This window comes from Pseudolabrys taiwanensis (assembly GCF_003367395.1).
Taxonomy (GTDB): domain Bacteria; phylum Pseudomonadota; class Alphaproteobacteria; order Rhizobiales; family Xanthobacteraceae; genus Pseudolabrys; species Pseudolabrys taiwanensis.
This window is the reverse complement of the sequence record NZ_CP031417.1, coordinates 2,154,337-2,170,784: the sequence shown is the minus strand read 5'-3', so window position 1 is coordinate 2,170,784 and position 16,448 is coordinate 2,154,337. Positions and strand designations below refer to the sequence as shown.

Below are 16,448 nucleotides of genomic sequence, written 5' to 3'. Positions count from 1 at the left end.
CGTGGGCGAGCCTGGGGCCTTGCCCGCTCCCGCGTGACGCTGTGCATGCCGCTATCGCGCCATTTTAATCGAGAATTCGGTCAGTTAGGCTGTGCGTGACGGCCGCATTCCAAGCAACAAAAACGGCCGCATCGGGAGGTTGACGATGACTGATCAAACGGTCGTCCCGGTATCGCGCCTGCTCGACGAGCGCGGCCTGGGCTCGTTCCAGATCACCCTTATCATTTGGTCGCTCTTACTTGTGCTGATCGATGGCTACGATATCGCGGCCATCGCCTTCGCGGCGCCGCATCTGGTGCGGGAATGGGGCGTGTCGCCCAAGGCGCTTGGGCCGGTGCTGATCGCAAGCCTTGTCGGCATCCTCTTCGGCTCGGCTCTGTTCGGCTTCATCGGCGATCGCTACGGCCGCAAGATCGCGCTCATCGCCGCCAATCTCGTGTTCGGCGTCTTCACACTCGCAGCGGCGTGGTCGACCAACCTCGAGCAGATGTTCTGGTTGCGGCTGTTGGCGGGCTTCGGCATCGGCGGCGTCATCCCCAACGTCGTCGCCATCAATGCCGAAAGCGCGCCACGCCGCCTGCGCGCGACGCTCGCCATTATCGCCGTCGGCTTCGTGCCGCTCGGCGGCGCCATACCCGGCTTCGTCACGGCCTCGCTCGTGCCGCAACACGGCTGGCAGATCATCTTCCAGATCGGCGGCATCATGCCGATCGTGCTCGCCCTCGCGGCGATCGTCGGCCTGCCGGAGTCGGTCAAATACATGGCGCTGCATGAGGGCCATCGCGGCCGGATGGAGCGGCTCGTGAGGTCGATCTGCCCCGGCACGGTGGTGCCTCCCAACGCGCGCTTCGTCATCGAGGATGAGCAGCAGCAGTTTTCGGGCTTCAATCCAAAATATCTGTTCGGGCAGGGGCTCGCTTACATCACGCCGCTGCTCTGGGTTTTGTTCGCGCTCAATCTGATGGGCTATTTCTTCCTCATCAGTTGGACGCCAACCTTGCTCACCGCCGCCAAGCTGCCGCCGACGACGGCGGCGCTCGCCGGCGCCAGCCTGCAGATCGGGGGCACCATCGGCGCGCTGGCGCTTTGCTGGTGGCTGCAGAAGCACCGCTTCATGGCGGTCGCGATCATGTTTGTGTTGGCGGTGCCGGTGGTCGGCTATATCGGTTTTGCCGGTCTCAAGTCGCAGTCGACGCTGCTCGTCGCGACGTTCATCGCGGGCTTCCTCGTGCTCGGCATCCAGTCCGGCATCAACGTCATCGGCGCACTCGTCTATCCGACTTCGCTGCGCTGTAACGGGTCGGGCTGGCAACTCGGCATCGGCCGCATCGGCTCGATTGCCGGCCCGCTCGTCGGCGCGTTGTTCGTCGGCATGCCGGTCGAGCAGCTCTATATGTGGTCGGCGCTGCCCTTCGCGCTCGGCGCGGTGGTCTGCTTCGTCATCCACCAATTGAACGTGGAGAGGCTGGAGAAGCATCCCGAACTGCGCGACGCGCAGTAAGGCCGGTCGACAGGGGCGACACTCGCGCCCTAGACAATACTGCGCGCCGGTTCGGGCGCGCAGTATGGGGGCTTCATGCGTCTGACATCGCTTGTCCCGCTGGTCATCGCGATGGCCGTTTCAACGCCGGCCGTGGCGGCCGACACGCTCGCCGATGTAGCCGCCAAAGCCGCGGGTGTGGATGGCTGGCGCATCGAAACGGTGGGCGGCGGCAGCCGTGTCGCTCTCGGCATTGCCACCGTCGCAGGAGCACGGCACGCCGTGGTGGTCGGCTGCAGCGACAGCAAGCGGCCGATGCTGGCGCTCTCCAAGGGCGATCGCGCGCTGATCGTCGATAGTGACGTCGGTACATGGGCCTTTGCGAACGGCAAAGCCGCCGACGCACTCGTCGCAGGGCTCATCGCGCCGGAGGACAAGACGTTCAAGCTCAGTATCGACGACGCGCCGTTTCCGGCTGGAGCCGCTGCGGCGAAAGCCCTCGACGCGGCGGGCAAGGACTGCGCGAGCAAGATCGGCTGGGATTATGGCCTCGACGACGAACAGCAGTTGGTGTGGATCTATCAAGCCGCCAAAGGTGAGCCGCCGCAGTTGATTTTCGGCAAGCCGTCGGCCGGTTGGCTGCAGGCGTCATTGACCTGCGATGCCGCCGGCAAGAACCTGATCGTCAAGACCGCAGTGCTGCCGGAGAAGGTCAAGAATGGCCAGACCCTGCCGCTGACATTCACAAGCGGCTCCCAGAGTTACACCGCGTCCGGTCGCGTCGAATTGTTCGACGGCGGCGACGTCGCCGGCTTCCTGACCGGGCGTTTTGCCGAGCCGCGCAAACTCATCAGCGCGCTAAGCGGTGCCGACACGTTGACGCTGAAAGCGCGTGACACAGCCGTCACGTTGCCGAGCGACGGCGCCGTTGCGCTGGCGTCCCGCTTCACGCGCGATTGCAAGTTCTAGAGCAGTGTGTGGTCAGGTTGAAACATTCCCCGTTCATTCCCGCGAAAGCGGGAATCCAGCGCGGCATTTGAAATATTTGTGCTGTTGGCCCCTGGGCCCCCGCTTTCGCGGGGGCGAGCGGAGTGTGAGGCGATTCCAGCTAAGCGCAATGCACGCTAGAACGGCTCGTAATCGCGCAGCGCCGGGATCACCTTCTCGCCGAACAGCCTGATCGAGCGCATCAGGTCCTCCGCCGGCAAGTCGGAGAAATTGAATTCGCCGAGGAACACGTTGTAGACGCCGGCCTCGGCTGTCGCGCGGATCTTCTCGGCCACCGTTTTCGGCGATCCGATGAAGACCAGATCGTGCTTCATCAGGTAGTCCGGGTTGAATACATTGGCCATGATCTCGGAGGCGCCCGGCTCGCCACGGCCGATGAACTTCTTGGCGTGCTCGCGCACGCGCTCGTCGAAGGTCTCGCCGGGCTTCGGCGGCGGCAGGAAGCCTTCATAGGCGCGGGAGGCGCGCGTCAGCGCGACGTCGAGTGCCTTCTCGTCCGTCTCATCGACATAGACGACGGTGCAGTAGGCGATGTTCGGCTTGCGCGGCCAGCCGGCCTTCTTCCAGTTCTCCAGGAACACGCGATAGCGCGGCGCCGCGTCCGCCCGCGGATAGACCAGGAAGTAGCCCGGATTGACGCCCTTCTCGGCGCAGAACTCGAGCGTGCGCGGATCGCGGCTCATCATCCACAAAGGCGGATGCGGCTTCTGCACCGGCATCACCGAGACCTGGGCTTTGTCGGTGTGGAAGTTCTCGCCGTGCCAGGAGAACGGCTGCGTCTCGCCATAGGCCGCGCGCATGTAATCGACGAATTCGAGCGTCGGCGTCTTGCGCAGATCGTAGTCCACGCCGAAGGGACGGAAATAGTCGGCGTTGATGCCGGGGACCAGGCCGCATTCCATGCGTCCCCCCAGCATCTGGTCGACGATGGCGATCTCTTCGGCCAGCCGCAGCGGATGGTAAAGCGGCGCGATGAAGCCCATCGGCCCGAGGCGCATGCGCTTGGTGCGGGCGCCGGCGCCGACCGTGTAGAGCGCGGGCGAGGACATCCAGCTTTCGTCGGGACGAAAATGATGTTCGACGCAAAATCCGTAATCGAAGCCGAGTTCGTCGCACAGTTCGAGCTCGCGCCACAGCTCTTCATAGCGCTGGTGCGGCGTCTGGCCTGGTTTGTTCCAGATGTGCGTAAAATGCGCGAACTTCACCTCGGCCTCCCGATCGTTTCTTATCGTCGCACGTGGCGCTTGCGACGTGCGCGACAGTTCATGCTGGAACATCGCAAATGTCCAGCCTGCGAGCCTGTTATGAAACGCAGAAATCGCGCGGTGCTATGGGCCGCGGCCCACGCCAGCATGGACTGTCGTCCCCGCGCGCGGACATCGGGTTTACCCGATGTCCGCCGTTAAAGTGCGCAAGTCGGCTATAGCCGACTTGCGATGGGGACCCAGTACGCCGCAGCAAGATTGAAAAGGCACGGCGTACTGGATCCCGGGTCTCGCTTCGCTAACGCTCGCTCGCCCGGGATGACAGTAATGCGGCGGCGCAGAACGAAGCTGCCTCAGCCCGGCGCCTTGGTCGCGTTGAAGGCTGGCTCGTGCGCGGCGAAGGCATCGAGCCATTGCACCAGCCGCGGATGATTCTCGCGCCAGGCGACCGGCTTGCGCCAATCGAGATAACCAAGCGCGCAGGAAAGCGCGATCGCGACGACGTCGGTCGGCGCCACCGGCGGCGGCGCCGCCTCGAATGCGGCGAGCGCACGCGCGACCTTGCCACGCTGATGCGCGAGCCAACGGTCGGAATGCGTGCCGGGCTCGCGGAATCGCCCTTCGTAGACCATCAGCAAAGCCGCATCGGCAATGCCGTCGGCGAGCACGGCCCTGGTCAGCGCTGTGTAGCGCGCGATGCCATAGGCCGGGATCAGCAATGCGCCCGCGGACAGCTCCTGCAGGAATTCGATGATGGTGCGGCTGTCGTAGAGCGCGGTGCCGTCCGGCAGCAGCAGGCACGGCATCTTGCCGAGCGGGTTCTGTTCACGCAGCGTGTCGGTCTCGTTCAGCGTATCCGCCGGGTGAAGTGTGAGCCGCTCGCTGACGCCGAGCACCAGCGCGGCCATTCGTGTTTTGCGTCCGAACGGGGAGGTGAGGGTCGAGCGCAGAGTCAGTTGACCGGAGACGGTCATTGGTATTCCTCGGCTTGATCGGCGAGAGAGAATGAAAGCATCACTTGGTGGCGCGGTTGCCATAGCATTGCCCGCGGCGTCGCGGGAGGGCGGTCGGCCTCGGCGAGGGCTACGATCGCCGGCCAGGGCGCGCTCAGATAAATATTCCTATTTCTGCTTGCCCCATATTCCAATGTGGACTATAGTCCTTTTCATCCCGCCCCACTGCGAGGGGTGTCTGATCAGCGTCTCCAGACGCGGGGCGGGGAGCGGTGGCCGGACTGGAAGCGTCGGAGATGCGGCGCGAGTTTCCCTCCGGCGGTCCAAACCGCAGCGTCCCGATGCGCTTGCCGTGCATCACGGGGCCTGGCCCAGGGTGGCCGTCGTCGCCAGAATTGGGAACGTGACGACGGCCGCGCGGGCCCATAGCGGTGGATAGGCGCCCAAGCCCGGAAGGGAGGGCGCCTGAAACGGGTAGTCCACCGGGGGCGCTGCGGAGCAAACCGATTAAACACCGCGCGCGGGACGCCACGGGACTGGCGGACTTGCGGCTTAACTCACCTCGACAAGCCTCGATGTCGCGAGGCATCGAGGTCCGTGGGTCCGTCGGACCCAGTGGCGTCCCGCGCGCCCTCCATTTTTTCCAGAGAGAGCCGCGGAGCGAAGACCTTGCAATGCAAGGCGCACCCGGCGCCTTTTCAAAGAACACGGGCGGCGGAGCTATGGCTGTCGTCCGGCCACGACAAGCAAGCTTACTGGATGCCCGCTTTCGCGGGCATGACGGCGATCGTAGCCCGGATGAGCCAACGGGTCGGCGCGAAGCGCCGCCCGACGACAGGCTCCGCGAAATCCGGGTCCGACCGTGCGGCATCTTCCCTCCCGCATGTCGCTTTCGCTTACGCGGGCTACGACGCTGCGGCGTACCTGTCGCCGGTCGTCTCGACTATCATCGCGACTCTTATCTCGACTCTTATCTCGACTCTTGGCCGCAAATTTGCATGCTGCGGGCCAAAGAAGTGGGCCGAAGAAGGATGACACCGATGGCCAACGATCCCCTCGACGACTTCATCACCGCCGCCGCGGCGGCGCTGAACCTGCCGCTCGATCCGGCATGGCGACCGGCTGTGAAGGCGAATTTGGCCGTGACGCTGCAACACGCCGCTTCGGTGGCTGAATTTCCGCTCGCCGACGAGGCGGAGCCCGCGCCGGTGTTCAAGGCCTGACATGAGCAAAGATTTCTCCTGGGACAGCGCGGCGGAGATCGCGCAGGCGGTTGCAAGCGGGCAGGCGAGCGCCGCCGCGGTCGTCGACGACGCGCTCGCGCGCATCGGAAAGCTCAATCCACAGCTCAACGCGTTCACCGCGGTGACCGCCGATCGTGCCCGCGCCAAGGCGAAGGCCATCGACGCTTCGCCCGATAAGAAGGCGCTGCCCCTCGCGGGCGTGCCTTTCGCGGTCAAGAACCTGTTCGACGTGTCGGGCTTGCCGACGGTCGCCGGTTCCAAGATCAACCGCACGCATCCGGCCGCGACGCAGGATCAACCGCTGATCGCCCGGCTGGAAGCGGCCGGCGCCGTGCTGGTCGGCGCGCTCAACATGGGCGAATACGCCTATGACTTCACCGGCGAGAATGTGCACGACGGTCCCTCGCGCAACCCACATGATCTGACACGCATGACCGGCGGCTCATCAGGCGGGTCGGGAAGTGCGGTGGGCGGCGGTCTCGTGCAAATCGCGCTCGGCTCCGACACCAATGGTTCAATCCGCGTTCCGTCATCGCTTTGCGGCATCTTCGGTCTCAAGCCGACCTATGGCCGTCTCACGCGCGCGCGATCGTTTCCCTTCGTCGCCAGCCTCGATCATCTCGGACCGTTCGCGCGCTCGGCGCGCGATCTCGCGTTGGCTTACGATGTGATGCAGGGACCTGACGCGGAAGACCCGGTTTGCGCGCAGCGCGCGGCCGAGCCGACGTTGCCGCTGCTCGAACGCGGGCTCGACGGTTTGCGCATTGCGACGGCCGGCGGTTACTTCCGCAAGGGCGCGTCCCCCGAGGCGCTGGAAGCGCTCGACCGCATCGCCAAGGCAGCCGGCGCTCGCGCCGAGATCGAGATTCCGGAAGCGGCGCGCGCCCGCGCCGCCGCTTACGTGATCACGACGGTGGAGGGCGCGGCGTTGCATATCGGCCGCTTGCGCAAGCAGGGCAACGACTTCGACCCGGCCGTGCGCGACCGCTTCATTGCCGGCGCCATGGTGCCGGGCACGCTCGTGGTGCAGGCGCAGAAATTCCGCCGCTGGTATCGCGAGCAGGTGCTGAAGCTGTTCGAGCGCTACGATGCGATCCTGGTGCCGGCAACACCGTGCACCGCGCCCAAGCTCGGCCAGGTCAACTTCACGCTCGACGGCGTCGATATGCCGGTGCGCGCCAATATGGGCCTCTACACGCAGCCGATCTCGTTCATCGGTCTGCCGGTGGCAACCGTGCCGGTGCCGCTCTCACCTTTGCCGATCGGCGTGCAGGTGATCGCCGCGCCGTGGCGCGAAGACGTCGCATTGCGCATCGCGCACGCGCTCGAGCGGATGGGCGCCGCCACCGCGCCCCGCCCCAATCTTTGATCTGAAATCAGGAGAGACGATGATGGAAATCGACCTGCCGGAGGTCGTGGCCGAGGTTAAGGCCGCTTTCGATAGCTATGAGAAGGCGCTGGTGACGAACGACGTCGATACGCTCGACGCGTCGTTCCGCAAGGACGCGCGCACGATCCGCTACGGCGCGACGGAGAACCTCTACGGTTATGCGGAGATCGCCGCCTTCCGCGCCGCCCGCTCGCCGGTCGCACTCGGCCGCACATTGTCCAAGACGGTGATCACGACCTATGGCCGTGATTTCGCCGTGGCGTCGACGCTCTACGAGCGCCCTTCGGCGCCCGGCCGCATCGGCCGGCAGATGCAGACCTGGGTGAAATTCCCCGAAGGCTGGCGGGTCGTCGCGGCCCACGTCAGCCTGATGGAAGAGCCGAAGAAGTAAGGCCTGCCTCTATGAGCCGTCACCCTCGGGTGCGAGCCGCATGAGCGGCAAGCCCCGAAGGGCGACGGCGGGCTTGTCATAGTGTGCGCATATCCTCCCCGTCGTCCTTCGAGGCTCGGCCACGCAAGTCGGCTATAGCCGACTTGCGCATCAAGAATGCCGATCTCGGGTAAACCCGAGATCGGTGGCCGAGCACCTCAGGATGACGGGGAGGGCCACAGCCTGCCTAATCGATCTGCACACCGCTCGCTTTGATCGGCGCGGCCCATTTCTCGATTTCGTTCTTCACGAACGAGCCGAGATAAGCGGGGCTGCGGCGATCGGGTGCGACCACCATCGCGCCGAGCCCTTGCAGGCGTTCTTTCACCGCCGGCATGTCCATCGCCTTCACCGTCGCTTCGTTCAGCTTTTTAACGACGTCGGCCGGAGCGCCCTTCGGCAGGAACAGCGCGTTCCAGGTGTAGGCCTGTACGTCCAATCCTTGTTCGATCGCAGTCGGCAAGTTCGGCAGCACGGGCGAGCGATCCTTGGTCATGATCGCGAGTGCGCGCACGCTGCCGCCGTCGATCTGCGGCTTGGCCGTCGAGATGATCTCGCACATGTAGTCGATGCGTCCCGAGATCAGATCCTGCATCGCCGGCCCCGTGCCCTTATAGGGGACGTGGGTGATGTTGGTGCCCATCGCGGTATTGAGCACGACGCAACCGAGATGCGTGGCCGAGCCGGCACCGGCCGAGCCGAACTGCATCTTGCTTTGGTTGGCCTTGGCGTAGGCGACGAACTCCTTGAGATCCTTCGCCGGCAGGTCCTTGCGCACGAGCAGCGCGATCGGAACGTCGGCGATCAAGGCGACAGGCGTGAAGTCGGTAACGGCGTTGTAGAGCGGGCGCTTATAAAGCGTTTGCCCCTGCGCTTGCGTGCCCACGGTGCCGAGCAGCATGGAATAGCCGTCGGGCGCGGCGTCGGCGACGCGCTTGCCGCCGGTCATGCCGCCGGCGCCGCCGACGTTTTCGACCACGACGGTCTGGCCGAGCGTTTCGCCCATGGCCTGCGCCATGATGCGGCCGAGCACGTCGGTCGGTCCGCCCGCCGCGAACGGGATGACCATCGTGACAGGACGCGACGGATAGGTCTGGGCGTTGGCCGAACCGGCCAGCGTCACGAGGGCTGCAACGGCCCCGTAGAAAAGTGTGCGCATTATTTATCCTCCCTTATTACTTGGTACCGAAATCCTTGTTCGGTTGTCGGGATGCGTCAAGACGCCAATTGGTTGGGTTGTGGCGGGGCCGCCGCGCCGAAATGCCATGGAATGAAAATGGCGGGCCTGAAATCGCGCTCTGGCAAAAGCGCTGAGTAAGTTTCTTGACCCGCGCGCTGTCGAGCCATAGTCTTTTACCCGCGAGTTCTTTTTTGGAAGCGCCATGCTCCGTGTGAGCTAGATCGCCGTTCCTCGGCAGCGCTGCACCAAAGAACTCGTTGACCTCAATTACATCAGCCTCGATGGCGGATGCGATTTGCCGCAATGTGGCAATTTGCATCGCATCGCTGTGGCTTTGACATGCTGACGTTCCGCGCAATCGCGCCGGAGGACGAGGGGTTATCCGTGCAATCTTCCCTGCGGCCTGATGAAGCACCTGACGTGGGATGTGATGCCGTCTGGGATGCAGGCGATCTCGGCTGTGGCGAACTGGTGCTCGATTTGCGCAAGCGCCTGCGGGCAATGCCTGGCGGCGTCATGAAAGTGATCTCGCTCGATGCCGGTGCGCCGGAAGATTTGCCGGCCTGGTGCCGGCTGACCCGTAACGAACTGCTGCATTACGACCCTCCCACAAAGAGTTTCTGGATCCGATCCCGCTTGGACTGGAGCTGACCACCGGCATCTGCCGCATCGGCGCCGCCCGCAAAACCACAAGGAGCAAAAAACCATGCCTGGGAAATTCGTTGTGAGCCTGACCTGCGCCAAGAACGACACCGACAAGGCGACGGTCGCTTTCGTCGTCGCCAATGCCGCCGTTGCATCCGACAAGAAGACGCTGGTCTTCCTCTCGATCGAAGGTACGCGGCTGTCGCAGAAGGGCTACGCCGATGACATCCACGAGGAGGGGTTCGCGCCGCTCAAGGATTTGATGAAGAGCTTTGTCGAGGCCGGTGGCGAGATCTATGTCTGCTCTCCGTGCTTCAAAAAGCGCAAGCTGGACGAGAACAATCTCGTACCCGGCGCGGTGATCGTCGGCGGCGCCAAGCTGGTCGAGTTCATGGGCGAGGGCGCGCCGAGCGTCAGCTACTGAAAATGTCGTTCACGACGGGAGGGCGCCGATGATCCCCTATCGCCTGATGCTCGCTTTGTTCGTCGCCGCGGCGCTCGCTTACGTCGCCGTCAGCTTCGCCGTGTTCGAGATGCCGGCGACGGCGGCCGACGCCGAAAACTGCGGCTTCCTGCCGGACGAGTTCGTGTCGTCCGGCAAGCTCACTTACGAACGTTCGGAGGCGTGGTGGGTGAGCTTCAAGCGGAAGGACGAGATCTGGACCACGGCATCGGTCGGCATGGCGGTGGCCTTCATGGGCTTCGCCTTGTCAACGGCGCGGCGCAATGGCGGCCGGGCGGCCGGTAGCGCCGCGCTCGGTGGCGGTGTGCTCGCCTTGTCGGCGCTGTGCGTGAGTTGTCTTGCGCCGGTTTTGTCGGTGGTGGGGTTGGGCCTTGCCGGCACGCTGCTCGCTGGCGTGCCGAAATGGCTGATCGCGCTCAACACGTTGATGCTGACCGGCTGGGGGACGCTCTATCTCAGCCGGCGCAGCGCGGCGTGTCCGGTGCCGCCGACTCGTCTGCAAGCGACGGGGCCGAAGACAATTTAACGGGGGAGGAAGCGATGCCTTATCGCGTTGGACTGAAGCTCGTCACCGCGGCGACTTTGCTGGCTGCGGCCGCCTCAGCGGCATCGGCGACCGACTATGCGACAGTGCTGACGCCGGCCAAGCCCGGCCTGCCGCTCGCGCATCCGATCGCCGCCAAGGACATTGCGCCGCCGCCGTTTTCCGAAGTCGCCGACCGTCCGGTGAAGCCGGCTTACGTGCCGGGTTTGCCAGGGCTGCCGCAGGGCCGTGCGATGAAGGACGATTTTGGCGTGCCGCGGCCGCCGAAATTCGACGGTGTGTTCATCCGCAAGAGCCGCGTCGAGAACGGCGAGGTCGTCATCCCCCCGGGCGGTCTGTTCTATCTGGAAGACACGATGGGCGGCGAAGTCGCGCTGCGCGGCGAGGGCATGCCGGTGCTCGGCCGCATGCCGACTTATATCGACTACGACATGAGCATCGTGGTGAAGGAGAACGTCACCATTCCCGCCGGCAAGAGTGTTGTCGTCGGCGGGCAGGTCTATCAGTACTACGCGACGGTCGGCCACGAGAAGATGGCCAACCACGCGCTGCATGTGAAGACCATCGCCGGCACCGACTGGGAATGGGCGTTCGGTTCGCCGGTATTGTCGCAGACCGAGCCGAACTGGTGGGGCACGCGCTTCACCCAGCTCTACAACCAAGGTCAGGCGCGCGAGGTTACGTCGCAGAAGATGGTGTTCGACTGGATCTCCGGCGTGCGCATGGATCGTCTGTTGCTCGCCGATGAGAAGCTGTTCTCGGGCCTCGCCGCGGTCGGGGACGAATGGAAATCGGGCGATCGCACCGTCCGCGTCGCCGGCATCGACAGCGCCGCCGGCACCGTGCGCATCGAAGTTGTCGAAAATGGCAATGTCGTTCTCGACCGTACGCTTGGGCCGGTGAACAGCGATCTGCTGATCGAGGATACAGGCGCGCGCAAGGCACTGGTGTTCGAGCACGGCGATCTCGCCGGCTTTCTGTCGCCGTGGCCGGAGCCGTTCAAGGACGGCAAGGCCAACCTGAAGATTTATGCGAAGGCCTTCAGCCTCAACTACGGCGACGACTATGCCGGCGATAAGCGTTACGCCGTCTATCCGGTCGGTTGCCCGACCGGGCACAATTTCGGGTTCATGCTGGTCAACAAAGAGGAAATCAGGCTCAAGCCGGGCAACGCCGCGACCGGCCCCGAGGGCTATTTCAAGATCGTGGTCGATCGGGTCGAAGGCGACAACGTGCTCGGCTGGCATGTCGAAGACAGGCAGGGCAACAAGTCGGTCAATCTCGGTGGACCCGATGTGACCAATGTTGATCTCGTACTGGGGCAGGGGCGTGTCGCCGGCCAGGCCATCCTCAAGGACGTCGGCCGGGCGATGCTGGCGCGGACCTATCAGGCGATCGGCCGCAGCGAAGGCCACGCCGAGGCGGCCACGACCAGTGCCGCCACGTCCGCGCAACCGGCCGGCGCGCATGCGCCTGCCGCGCAGGCCACCTACGTCGCCGGTCTGTCGCCCGGCATGCTGGCCGCCCTCGCGGTGCTGCTCATCGGCTGCGCGGCGGTTGGCTACGAGATGGGACGGCGAAGGGCAACGTAGACGCATGCAACCGGTCGACCAGCATGGCGCGTCGCCCGACGTCTCGTTCGACGGCGGCGATCTCGACTGTGGCAACGGTTTGTTGCTGCTGATCCGCAAGCACATCGATCCGATGGCACGCGGACAGCTCTTGGAAATTCTTTCGACCGAGATTTCGGTCGACGAGGATCTGCCCGCCTGGTGCCGGCTCACCGGCAACGACTTGGTGTCGTGGACCAAGGCCGGCAAGCAGCGCAGCTTCCTTATCTGCAAAGGCAAGATCGAGGAGCGTGCCGAAGCGCCGGCGCCACCGCTGCAGCCCGCGATAGTCGCGGCCATTGCACCCGCGCAGCCCGTCACACAGCGGCCCTTCAAGCCAATCCCGCCGCTCGCCGTCACCGGCATTGGCAGTTGGCCGCGGCCGCGCTGGATGACGCAGGCGATGCACGCCTATGTCGAGGGCAAGCTCGACGAAGCGGCCTTCCACGAGACGGCGGACGACGCTGTGCGTCTCGTCGCCGCGGCGCAAGAGCGCGCCGGCGTCGATGTCATGACCGACGGCGAGCAGCGTCGCGACAGCTATGCGAGCTTCGTCGCGACGCGGCTCGACAACTGTCAGCTCATCCCGCTCACCGATTTGCTGCCGCTGGTCGATGATCCGGAGGAGTTCGAGCGCGAATTGCGTGCGCTCGACGTGCCGGCCGCCGACGTGCGCCACCCGGCTATCTTCGGCCGTATCGGACGCAGCCGCGGGCTGGCCTTGCACGAACTGGATTTCCTGCACGGCGTCAGCGACAAGCCGATCAAAATCGCGCTGCCGGGGCCGTATCTTTTGACGCGCACGATGTGGATGGAGTGTCTCCAGGAACGGGCCTATGAGAGCCGCGAGGAACTGGCCGCCGATATCGTCGCGGCGTTGCGCGCCGAGCTTGCGGACCTGATGGCGGCGGGCGCCTCGCTTGTTCAGTTCGACGAGCCGGTCCTGTCCGAGGTCGTGTTCAGCGGCCCCAAGAGCAGGCCGAGCTTCATGTGCGGCGCTTTGTCGGAGTCGCAAGGGCCGGACTACGAACTGACTTTCGCGCGCGATCTGATGAATGCCGTGCTCGATGGCGCGCCGCGCGAGCGCACCGCAGTGCATGTCTGTCGCGGCAATTGGACGCCGGACGAAAGTGTGGCGCTCAGCGGGAGCTACGCGCCGCTGCTCGATACGCTCGCGGCGATGAAGGTCGGCGGCTATCTCCTGGAGATGTGCACGCCGCGCGCCGGCGAGATGGAACTGTTGCGCGCGTTGCCGGATGACGCGCGCATCGGCGTCGGCGTGGTCAACCAGAAATGCAGCCACACCGAGGCGGCCGAGGACATCGAAGCGCGCGTGCGCCGCGCCGTCGATCTGTTCGGCGCCGAGCGTCTCTTACTGCATCCGGACTGCGGCTTCGCGACCTTTGCCGACAATCCGATCTGCGGCTCCGGCTCCGCCGAGGAAAAGCTCGCGGCCATTGCCAAGGTCGCGGCGGCTTTGCGCTAGGTAAGTCCGTCATTCCGGGCCGCGCGTGAAACGCGCGGACCCGGAATCCAGCCCGGTCGAATGAGTTTGTCGCTGGATTCCGGGTTCGCTCGCAAGTGCCCGCGCCCCGGAATGACCCGACTGTAAAGCCGCGCCGGCCTTTTAGCCGACCTCAACGACCTCTTCGGGGAACTGGTGCAGCCGGTCGCCTGGGCCGTTGCCGCCGATCAGGTAGTTGTCGCACAGCCAGTTGAGATAGCCGGCGTGCAGATAGGTCGGGTGGACGACGATGTTCATGTCGACTTCGATCGTCCACGGCTCATCGTTGCGGATCAGCGGCCGCTCGACGAGATCATAGCCCTGGCCGTGGCAATAGAGACGCGATTCCGGCGGGCGTCCGTTCTTGCGCATGAAATCGTTGTAGGCGTCCCAGATGTCCTTGCACGGCGTTCCGGGCTTCAATAGGTCGAGCGTGAACTTGCGCGACTGCTTGCAGAACTCCAATTCGTCCTTCATCGCCTGCGGCACTTTGCCGACGACGCAGGAGCGGCCGAGTTCGGTGTACATGCCGCCCGGGCCTGAATCCTCGACCAGGAGCGCGATCTGGTCGCCTTCCTGAATGACCCGGTTCTGCAGATGTCGGGGACCGAACGGCGACGGCTTGCCGATCGGCATCGAGGCGCACAGATAAATACCGTTCTCGCTGCCGTGCGACACGCTGTACTGCTGCGCGATCGCCGCGACTTCGATGTCGCGCATGCCGGGCTTCACCGCCGCGAATGCCGCGCGCATGGCGCCGTCCTGCATTGACGCCGCACGCTTGACGAGCTCCATTTCCTCCGGGCTCTTGATCACCTTGATCTTGTCGACCATTTCGGTCGCATCGACGAAACGCGCGTTCGGAAAGGCGCGCTTGACGGAGTCGAGCAGCGCATATGACATCTGATAGGTGCCGACATAACCGATCGTCCCTTTGGCGTAAGGGGCGAGGGCCTTCGCCGCCAATGCGGGGTCGTAGTCCTTGGTGTAATGGGCCGAGGCGTAGCTCGGCGTTGAGTACACCTTCTTAACGCCGCGCCAAGTCTGCGGATCTTGCGGTGGCACCGTCTCGGCGCCGAACGGCCCCTGGCAGACCACCGACATCTCGTCGTCGCGCGGGAAGACCACAGTCTGCGGATAGCCGTTGACCGCCGGCATGTCCGTGAACCAGCGCACATAGCCGCCCATGTGATCGTTATTGTTCTGCATCAGCAGGACGTCGATCTTGTCGCGTTCCATGGCGGCGCGTACGGCGCGCCAGCGACGCTCGAGCTCGGCGGTGGAGATCGGCGTATTCAGACGTTCCGATAGGGCCATATTCGCTCCTCCCGAGCGCTATTATTGCCAAGACGCAGGCGAACGCACGATGTTGATCATGTTCTTGAGATCGCCCGCGAGATACTTCGCCATGTTGCCGGCCAAAGTCGGCATGGCGCGCGTTTCGTAGCCTTCCGAATAGCCGCCGAGATGCGGGAAGAGGGTGATGCCCTTCGTCTTCCAGAGCGAGCTTTCGGTCGGCAGCGGCTCTTGCGAGAACACGTCGAGCGCCGCGCCGGCGATCTCGCCGCTCTCCAATGCCTTCACCAGCGCTTCCTCATCGACCACGCCGCCGCGCGCGACATTGACGAGATAGGCGGTGGGCTTCATCGCCGTGAAAACTTTCGCCCCGACGATGTTGTGCGTCTCCGCGCTCATCGGGATCAGCGCCACCAGGAAGTCGAGTTCCGGCGCGACCGCGATGAGGTCTTCGCGCTTGACCATCCGGTCGAAGCCCGGCGTCGGTCGCGGACTGCCGGTGATGCCGACCACTGTCATGCCGAACGCCTTGCACAACGGCGCCAGATACTCCGCGATCAGCCCAACCCCGAGAATGCCGACTGTCTTGCCGGCGAGCAGCTGCGCGGGCCGGCGCTCCCAGGCGCTGCGATCCTGCGCATGCACCGAACGCGGTAGATCGCGGGCGAGCGACAGCATGTAGGCGATGGTGGCTTCCGATACCGGCGCGCCATGAATGCCGCGTACGTTGGTGACCACCACCTCTTTGCCGAGCGAAGGCAGATCGACGATGTTGTCGACGCCGGTGCCGAGCGCTTGGATCCACTTGAGTTTTGGCGCGTCGCGCACCACGTGATCCGCCATGGGCGGCGAGAAGCACATCAAAACGTCAATGTCGGCGATATAAGGTTCGACCTTGGTGTGGTGGCCCACCACATTGATGGTGAGTTGCGGAAACCTTTCCAGCAGCATCTGCTTGTAACGCTGCTGCATCGCTTCTTGAATTTCAGTGAGAATGAGCACGTTTGTCATGGCGCCGCAGGTATAGTCTCAAATGAGTTGTTGGGAAATAAGCGGCTGACTGTGACCCGCATCGCGGGCCTGCTAGTATGTCCGTCTATTGCAAAGGAGGCTCTCCGTGCCGATCGATCTGTCTGCCATCGATCTCGCCACCGTCGACTGGGTCTATGTCGGGGTTCTGGCGGTCCTCGTGTTCCTCGCCACCTTGATCGCGAATGTGCTGACCTTCGGCCATCGCGGCATGGCGGCGTTCCTTTCGGCAGTCCTCTTTGCCGCCTTCTTCGTGGGCTGGACCTATTACCCGCACGGGCTGCCTTTGCCCACGCGGCTCGCGGCGCCGGCGCCTGTTGCGGCCCCCGCGCCGCCGCCGCCAGCACCGGCCGCGCCGGTCCAGCCGCAGCGACCGCAAAATCCGGTCACCGACATCACCCCGCCGGCACCCGCGCGATAGGCTTGCATCGGACCGGTGATTTGATGTTTTCTCCCCGCAGAACGGG

Annotated in this window: 17 protein-coding genes; 11 read left to right on the top strand and 6 right to left on the bottom strand. The window is 64.6% G+C overall.

The genetic code is table 11. From position 1 onward, the window contains the following. Nucleotides 1-145 precede the first annotated feature (145 nt). Complete coding sequence (locus tag DW352_RS10425) at nt 146-1,501, top strand: MFS transporter (RefSeq protein ID WP_115690968.1); 1,356 nt, start codon at nt 146-148, stop codon at nt 1,499-1,501. A gap of 75 nt (nt 1,502-1,576) precedes the next feature. After that, nucleotides 1,577-2,449 (top strand): hypothetical protein, encoded by an 873-nt coding sequence (locus tag DW352_RS10420; protein ID WP_115690966.1) that lies wholly within the window; start codon nt 1,577-1,579, stop codon nt 2,447-2,449. 155 nt (nt 2,450-2,604) lie between these two features. Here DW352_RS10420 and DW352_RS10415 read toward each other — a convergent pair whose 3' ends face one another. Further along, on the bottom strand, nt 2,605-3,765 hold the full coding sequence (locus DW352_RS10415) for an LLM class flavin-dependent oxidoreductase (protein WP_115690964.1): 1,161 nt from the start codon (nt 3,763-3,765) through the stop codon (nt 2,605-2,607). A gap of 281 nt (nt 3,766-4,046) precedes the next feature. Beyond that, nucleotides 4,047-4,667, bottom strand: a complete 621-nt coding sequence (locus tag DW352_RS10410) for a glutathione S-transferase family protein (protein WP_210209960.1) — start codon at nt 4,665-4,667, stop codon at nt 4,047-4,049. Between the two features lie 1,019 nt (nt 4,668-5,686). On the opposite strand from DW352_RS10410, the gene DW352_RS10400 reads away from it, so the two are divergent. Genes DW352_RS10400 through hpxZ form a run of 3 tightly spaced genes read left to right on the top strand, consistent with a single transcriptional unit; the run spans nt 5,687 to nt 7,671 of the window. Continuing rightward, on the top strand, nt 5,687-5,869 hold the full coding sequence (locus DW352_RS10400; protein ID WP_115690960.1) for a DUF4089 domain-containing protein: 183 nt from the start codon (nt 5,687-5,689) through the stop codon (nt 5,867-5,869). A 1-nt stretch (nt 5,870) separates the two neighbouring features. Further along, on the top strand, nt 5,871-7,259 hold the full coding sequence (locus DW352_RS10395; RefSeq protein WP_115690958.1) for an AtzE family amidohydrolase: 1,389 nt from the start codon (nt 5,871-5,873) through the stop codon (nt 7,257-7,259). 22 nt (nt 7,260-7,281) lie between these two features. Further along, the gene (gene hpxZ / locus DW352_RS10390; protein WP_115690956.1) at nt 7,282-7,671 is read left to right on the top strand and encodes an oxalurate catabolism protein HpxZ; all 390 of its coding nucleotides are present in this window, start codon (nt 7,282-7,284) and stop codon (nt 7,669-7,671) included. A 226-nt stretch (nt 7,672-7,897) separates the two neighbouring features. Here the strand turns inward: hpxZ and DW352_RS10385 are convergent, their stop codons facing one another. After that, complete coding sequence (locus tag DW352_RS10385) at nt 7,898-8,869, bottom strand: Bug family tripartite tricarboxylate transporter substrate binding protein (protein ID WP_115690954.1); 972 nt, start codon at nt 8,867-8,869, stop codon at nt 7,898-7,900. Between the two features lie 16 nt (nt 8,870-8,885). Next, the gene (locus tag DW352_RS26760) at nt 8,886-9,209 is read right to left on the bottom strand and encodes a hypothetical protein (protein WP_162826898.1); all 324 of its coding nucleotides are present in this window, start codon (nt 9,207-9,209) and stop codon (nt 8,886-8,888) included. 20 nt (nt 9,210-9,229) lie between these two features. Between DW352_RS26760 and DW352_RS10380 the strand changes: the two genes are divergently transcribed. Genes DW352_RS10380 through DW352_RS10365 form a run of 5 tightly spaced genes read left to right on the top strand, consistent with a single transcriptional unit; the run spans nt 9,230 to nt 13,638 of the window. Beyond that, nucleotides 9,230-9,541, top strand: a complete 312-nt coding sequence (locus DW352_RS10380) for a sulfurtransferase TusA family protein (protein ID WP_245434400.1) — start codon at nt 9,230-9,232, stop codon at nt 9,539-9,541. 55 nt (nt 9,542-9,596) lie between these two features. Continuing rightward, nucleotides 9,597-9,959, top strand: coding sequence for a DsrE family protein (locus DW352_RS10375; protein ID WP_115690952.1), 363 nt, complete (start codon nt 9,597-9,599; stop codon nt 9,957-9,959). Between the two features lie 28 nt (nt 9,960-9,987). Next, nucleotides 9,988-10,524 (top strand): hypothetical protein, encoded by a 537-nt coding sequence (locus DW352_RS27320; protein WP_245434399.1) that lies wholly within the window; start codon nt 9,988-9,990, stop codon nt 10,522-10,524. A gap of 14 nt (nt 10,525-10,538) precedes the next feature. Then, nucleotides 10,539-12,134, top strand: a complete 1,596-nt coding sequence (locus DW352_RS10370) for a hypothetical protein (RefSeq protein WP_245434398.1) — start codon at nt 10,539-10,541, stop codon at nt 12,132-12,134. A 4-nt stretch (nt 12,135-12,138) separates the two neighbouring features. Then, on the top strand, nt 12,139-13,638 hold the full coding sequence (locus DW352_RS10365; protein WP_115690950.1) for a 5-methyltetrahydropteroyltriglutamate--homocysteine methyltransferase: 1,500 nt from the start codon (nt 12,139-12,141) through the stop codon (nt 13,636-13,638). A 141-nt stretch (nt 13,639-13,779) separates the two neighbouring features. On the opposite strand, the gene DW352_RS10360 is transcribed toward DW352_RS10365, so the two are convergent. Beyond that, nucleotides 13,780-14,973, bottom strand: a complete 1,194-nt coding sequence (locus DW352_RS10360) for a M24 family metallopeptidase (RefSeq protein WP_115690948.1) — start codon at nt 14,971-14,973, stop codon at nt 13,780-13,782. 21 nt (nt 14,974-14,994) lie between these two features. Continuing rightward, complete coding sequence (locus DW352_RS10355; RefSeq protein ID WP_425374655.1) at nt 14,995-15,903, bottom strand: D-2-hydroxyacid dehydrogenase; 909 nt, start codon at nt 15,901-15,903, stop codon at nt 14,995-14,997. A 166-nt stretch (nt 15,904-16,069) separates the two neighbouring features. Here DW352_RS10355 and DW352_RS10350 point away from each other — a divergent pair, with 166 nt between their 5' ends. Next, nucleotides 16,070-16,402: a hypothetical protein gene (locus DW352_RS10350; RefSeq protein WP_115690944.1), complete on the top strand. Its 333-nt coding sequence runs from the start codon at nt 16,070-16,072 to the stop codon at nt 16,400-16,402. Nucleotides 16,403-16,448: the final 46 nt, after the last annotated feature.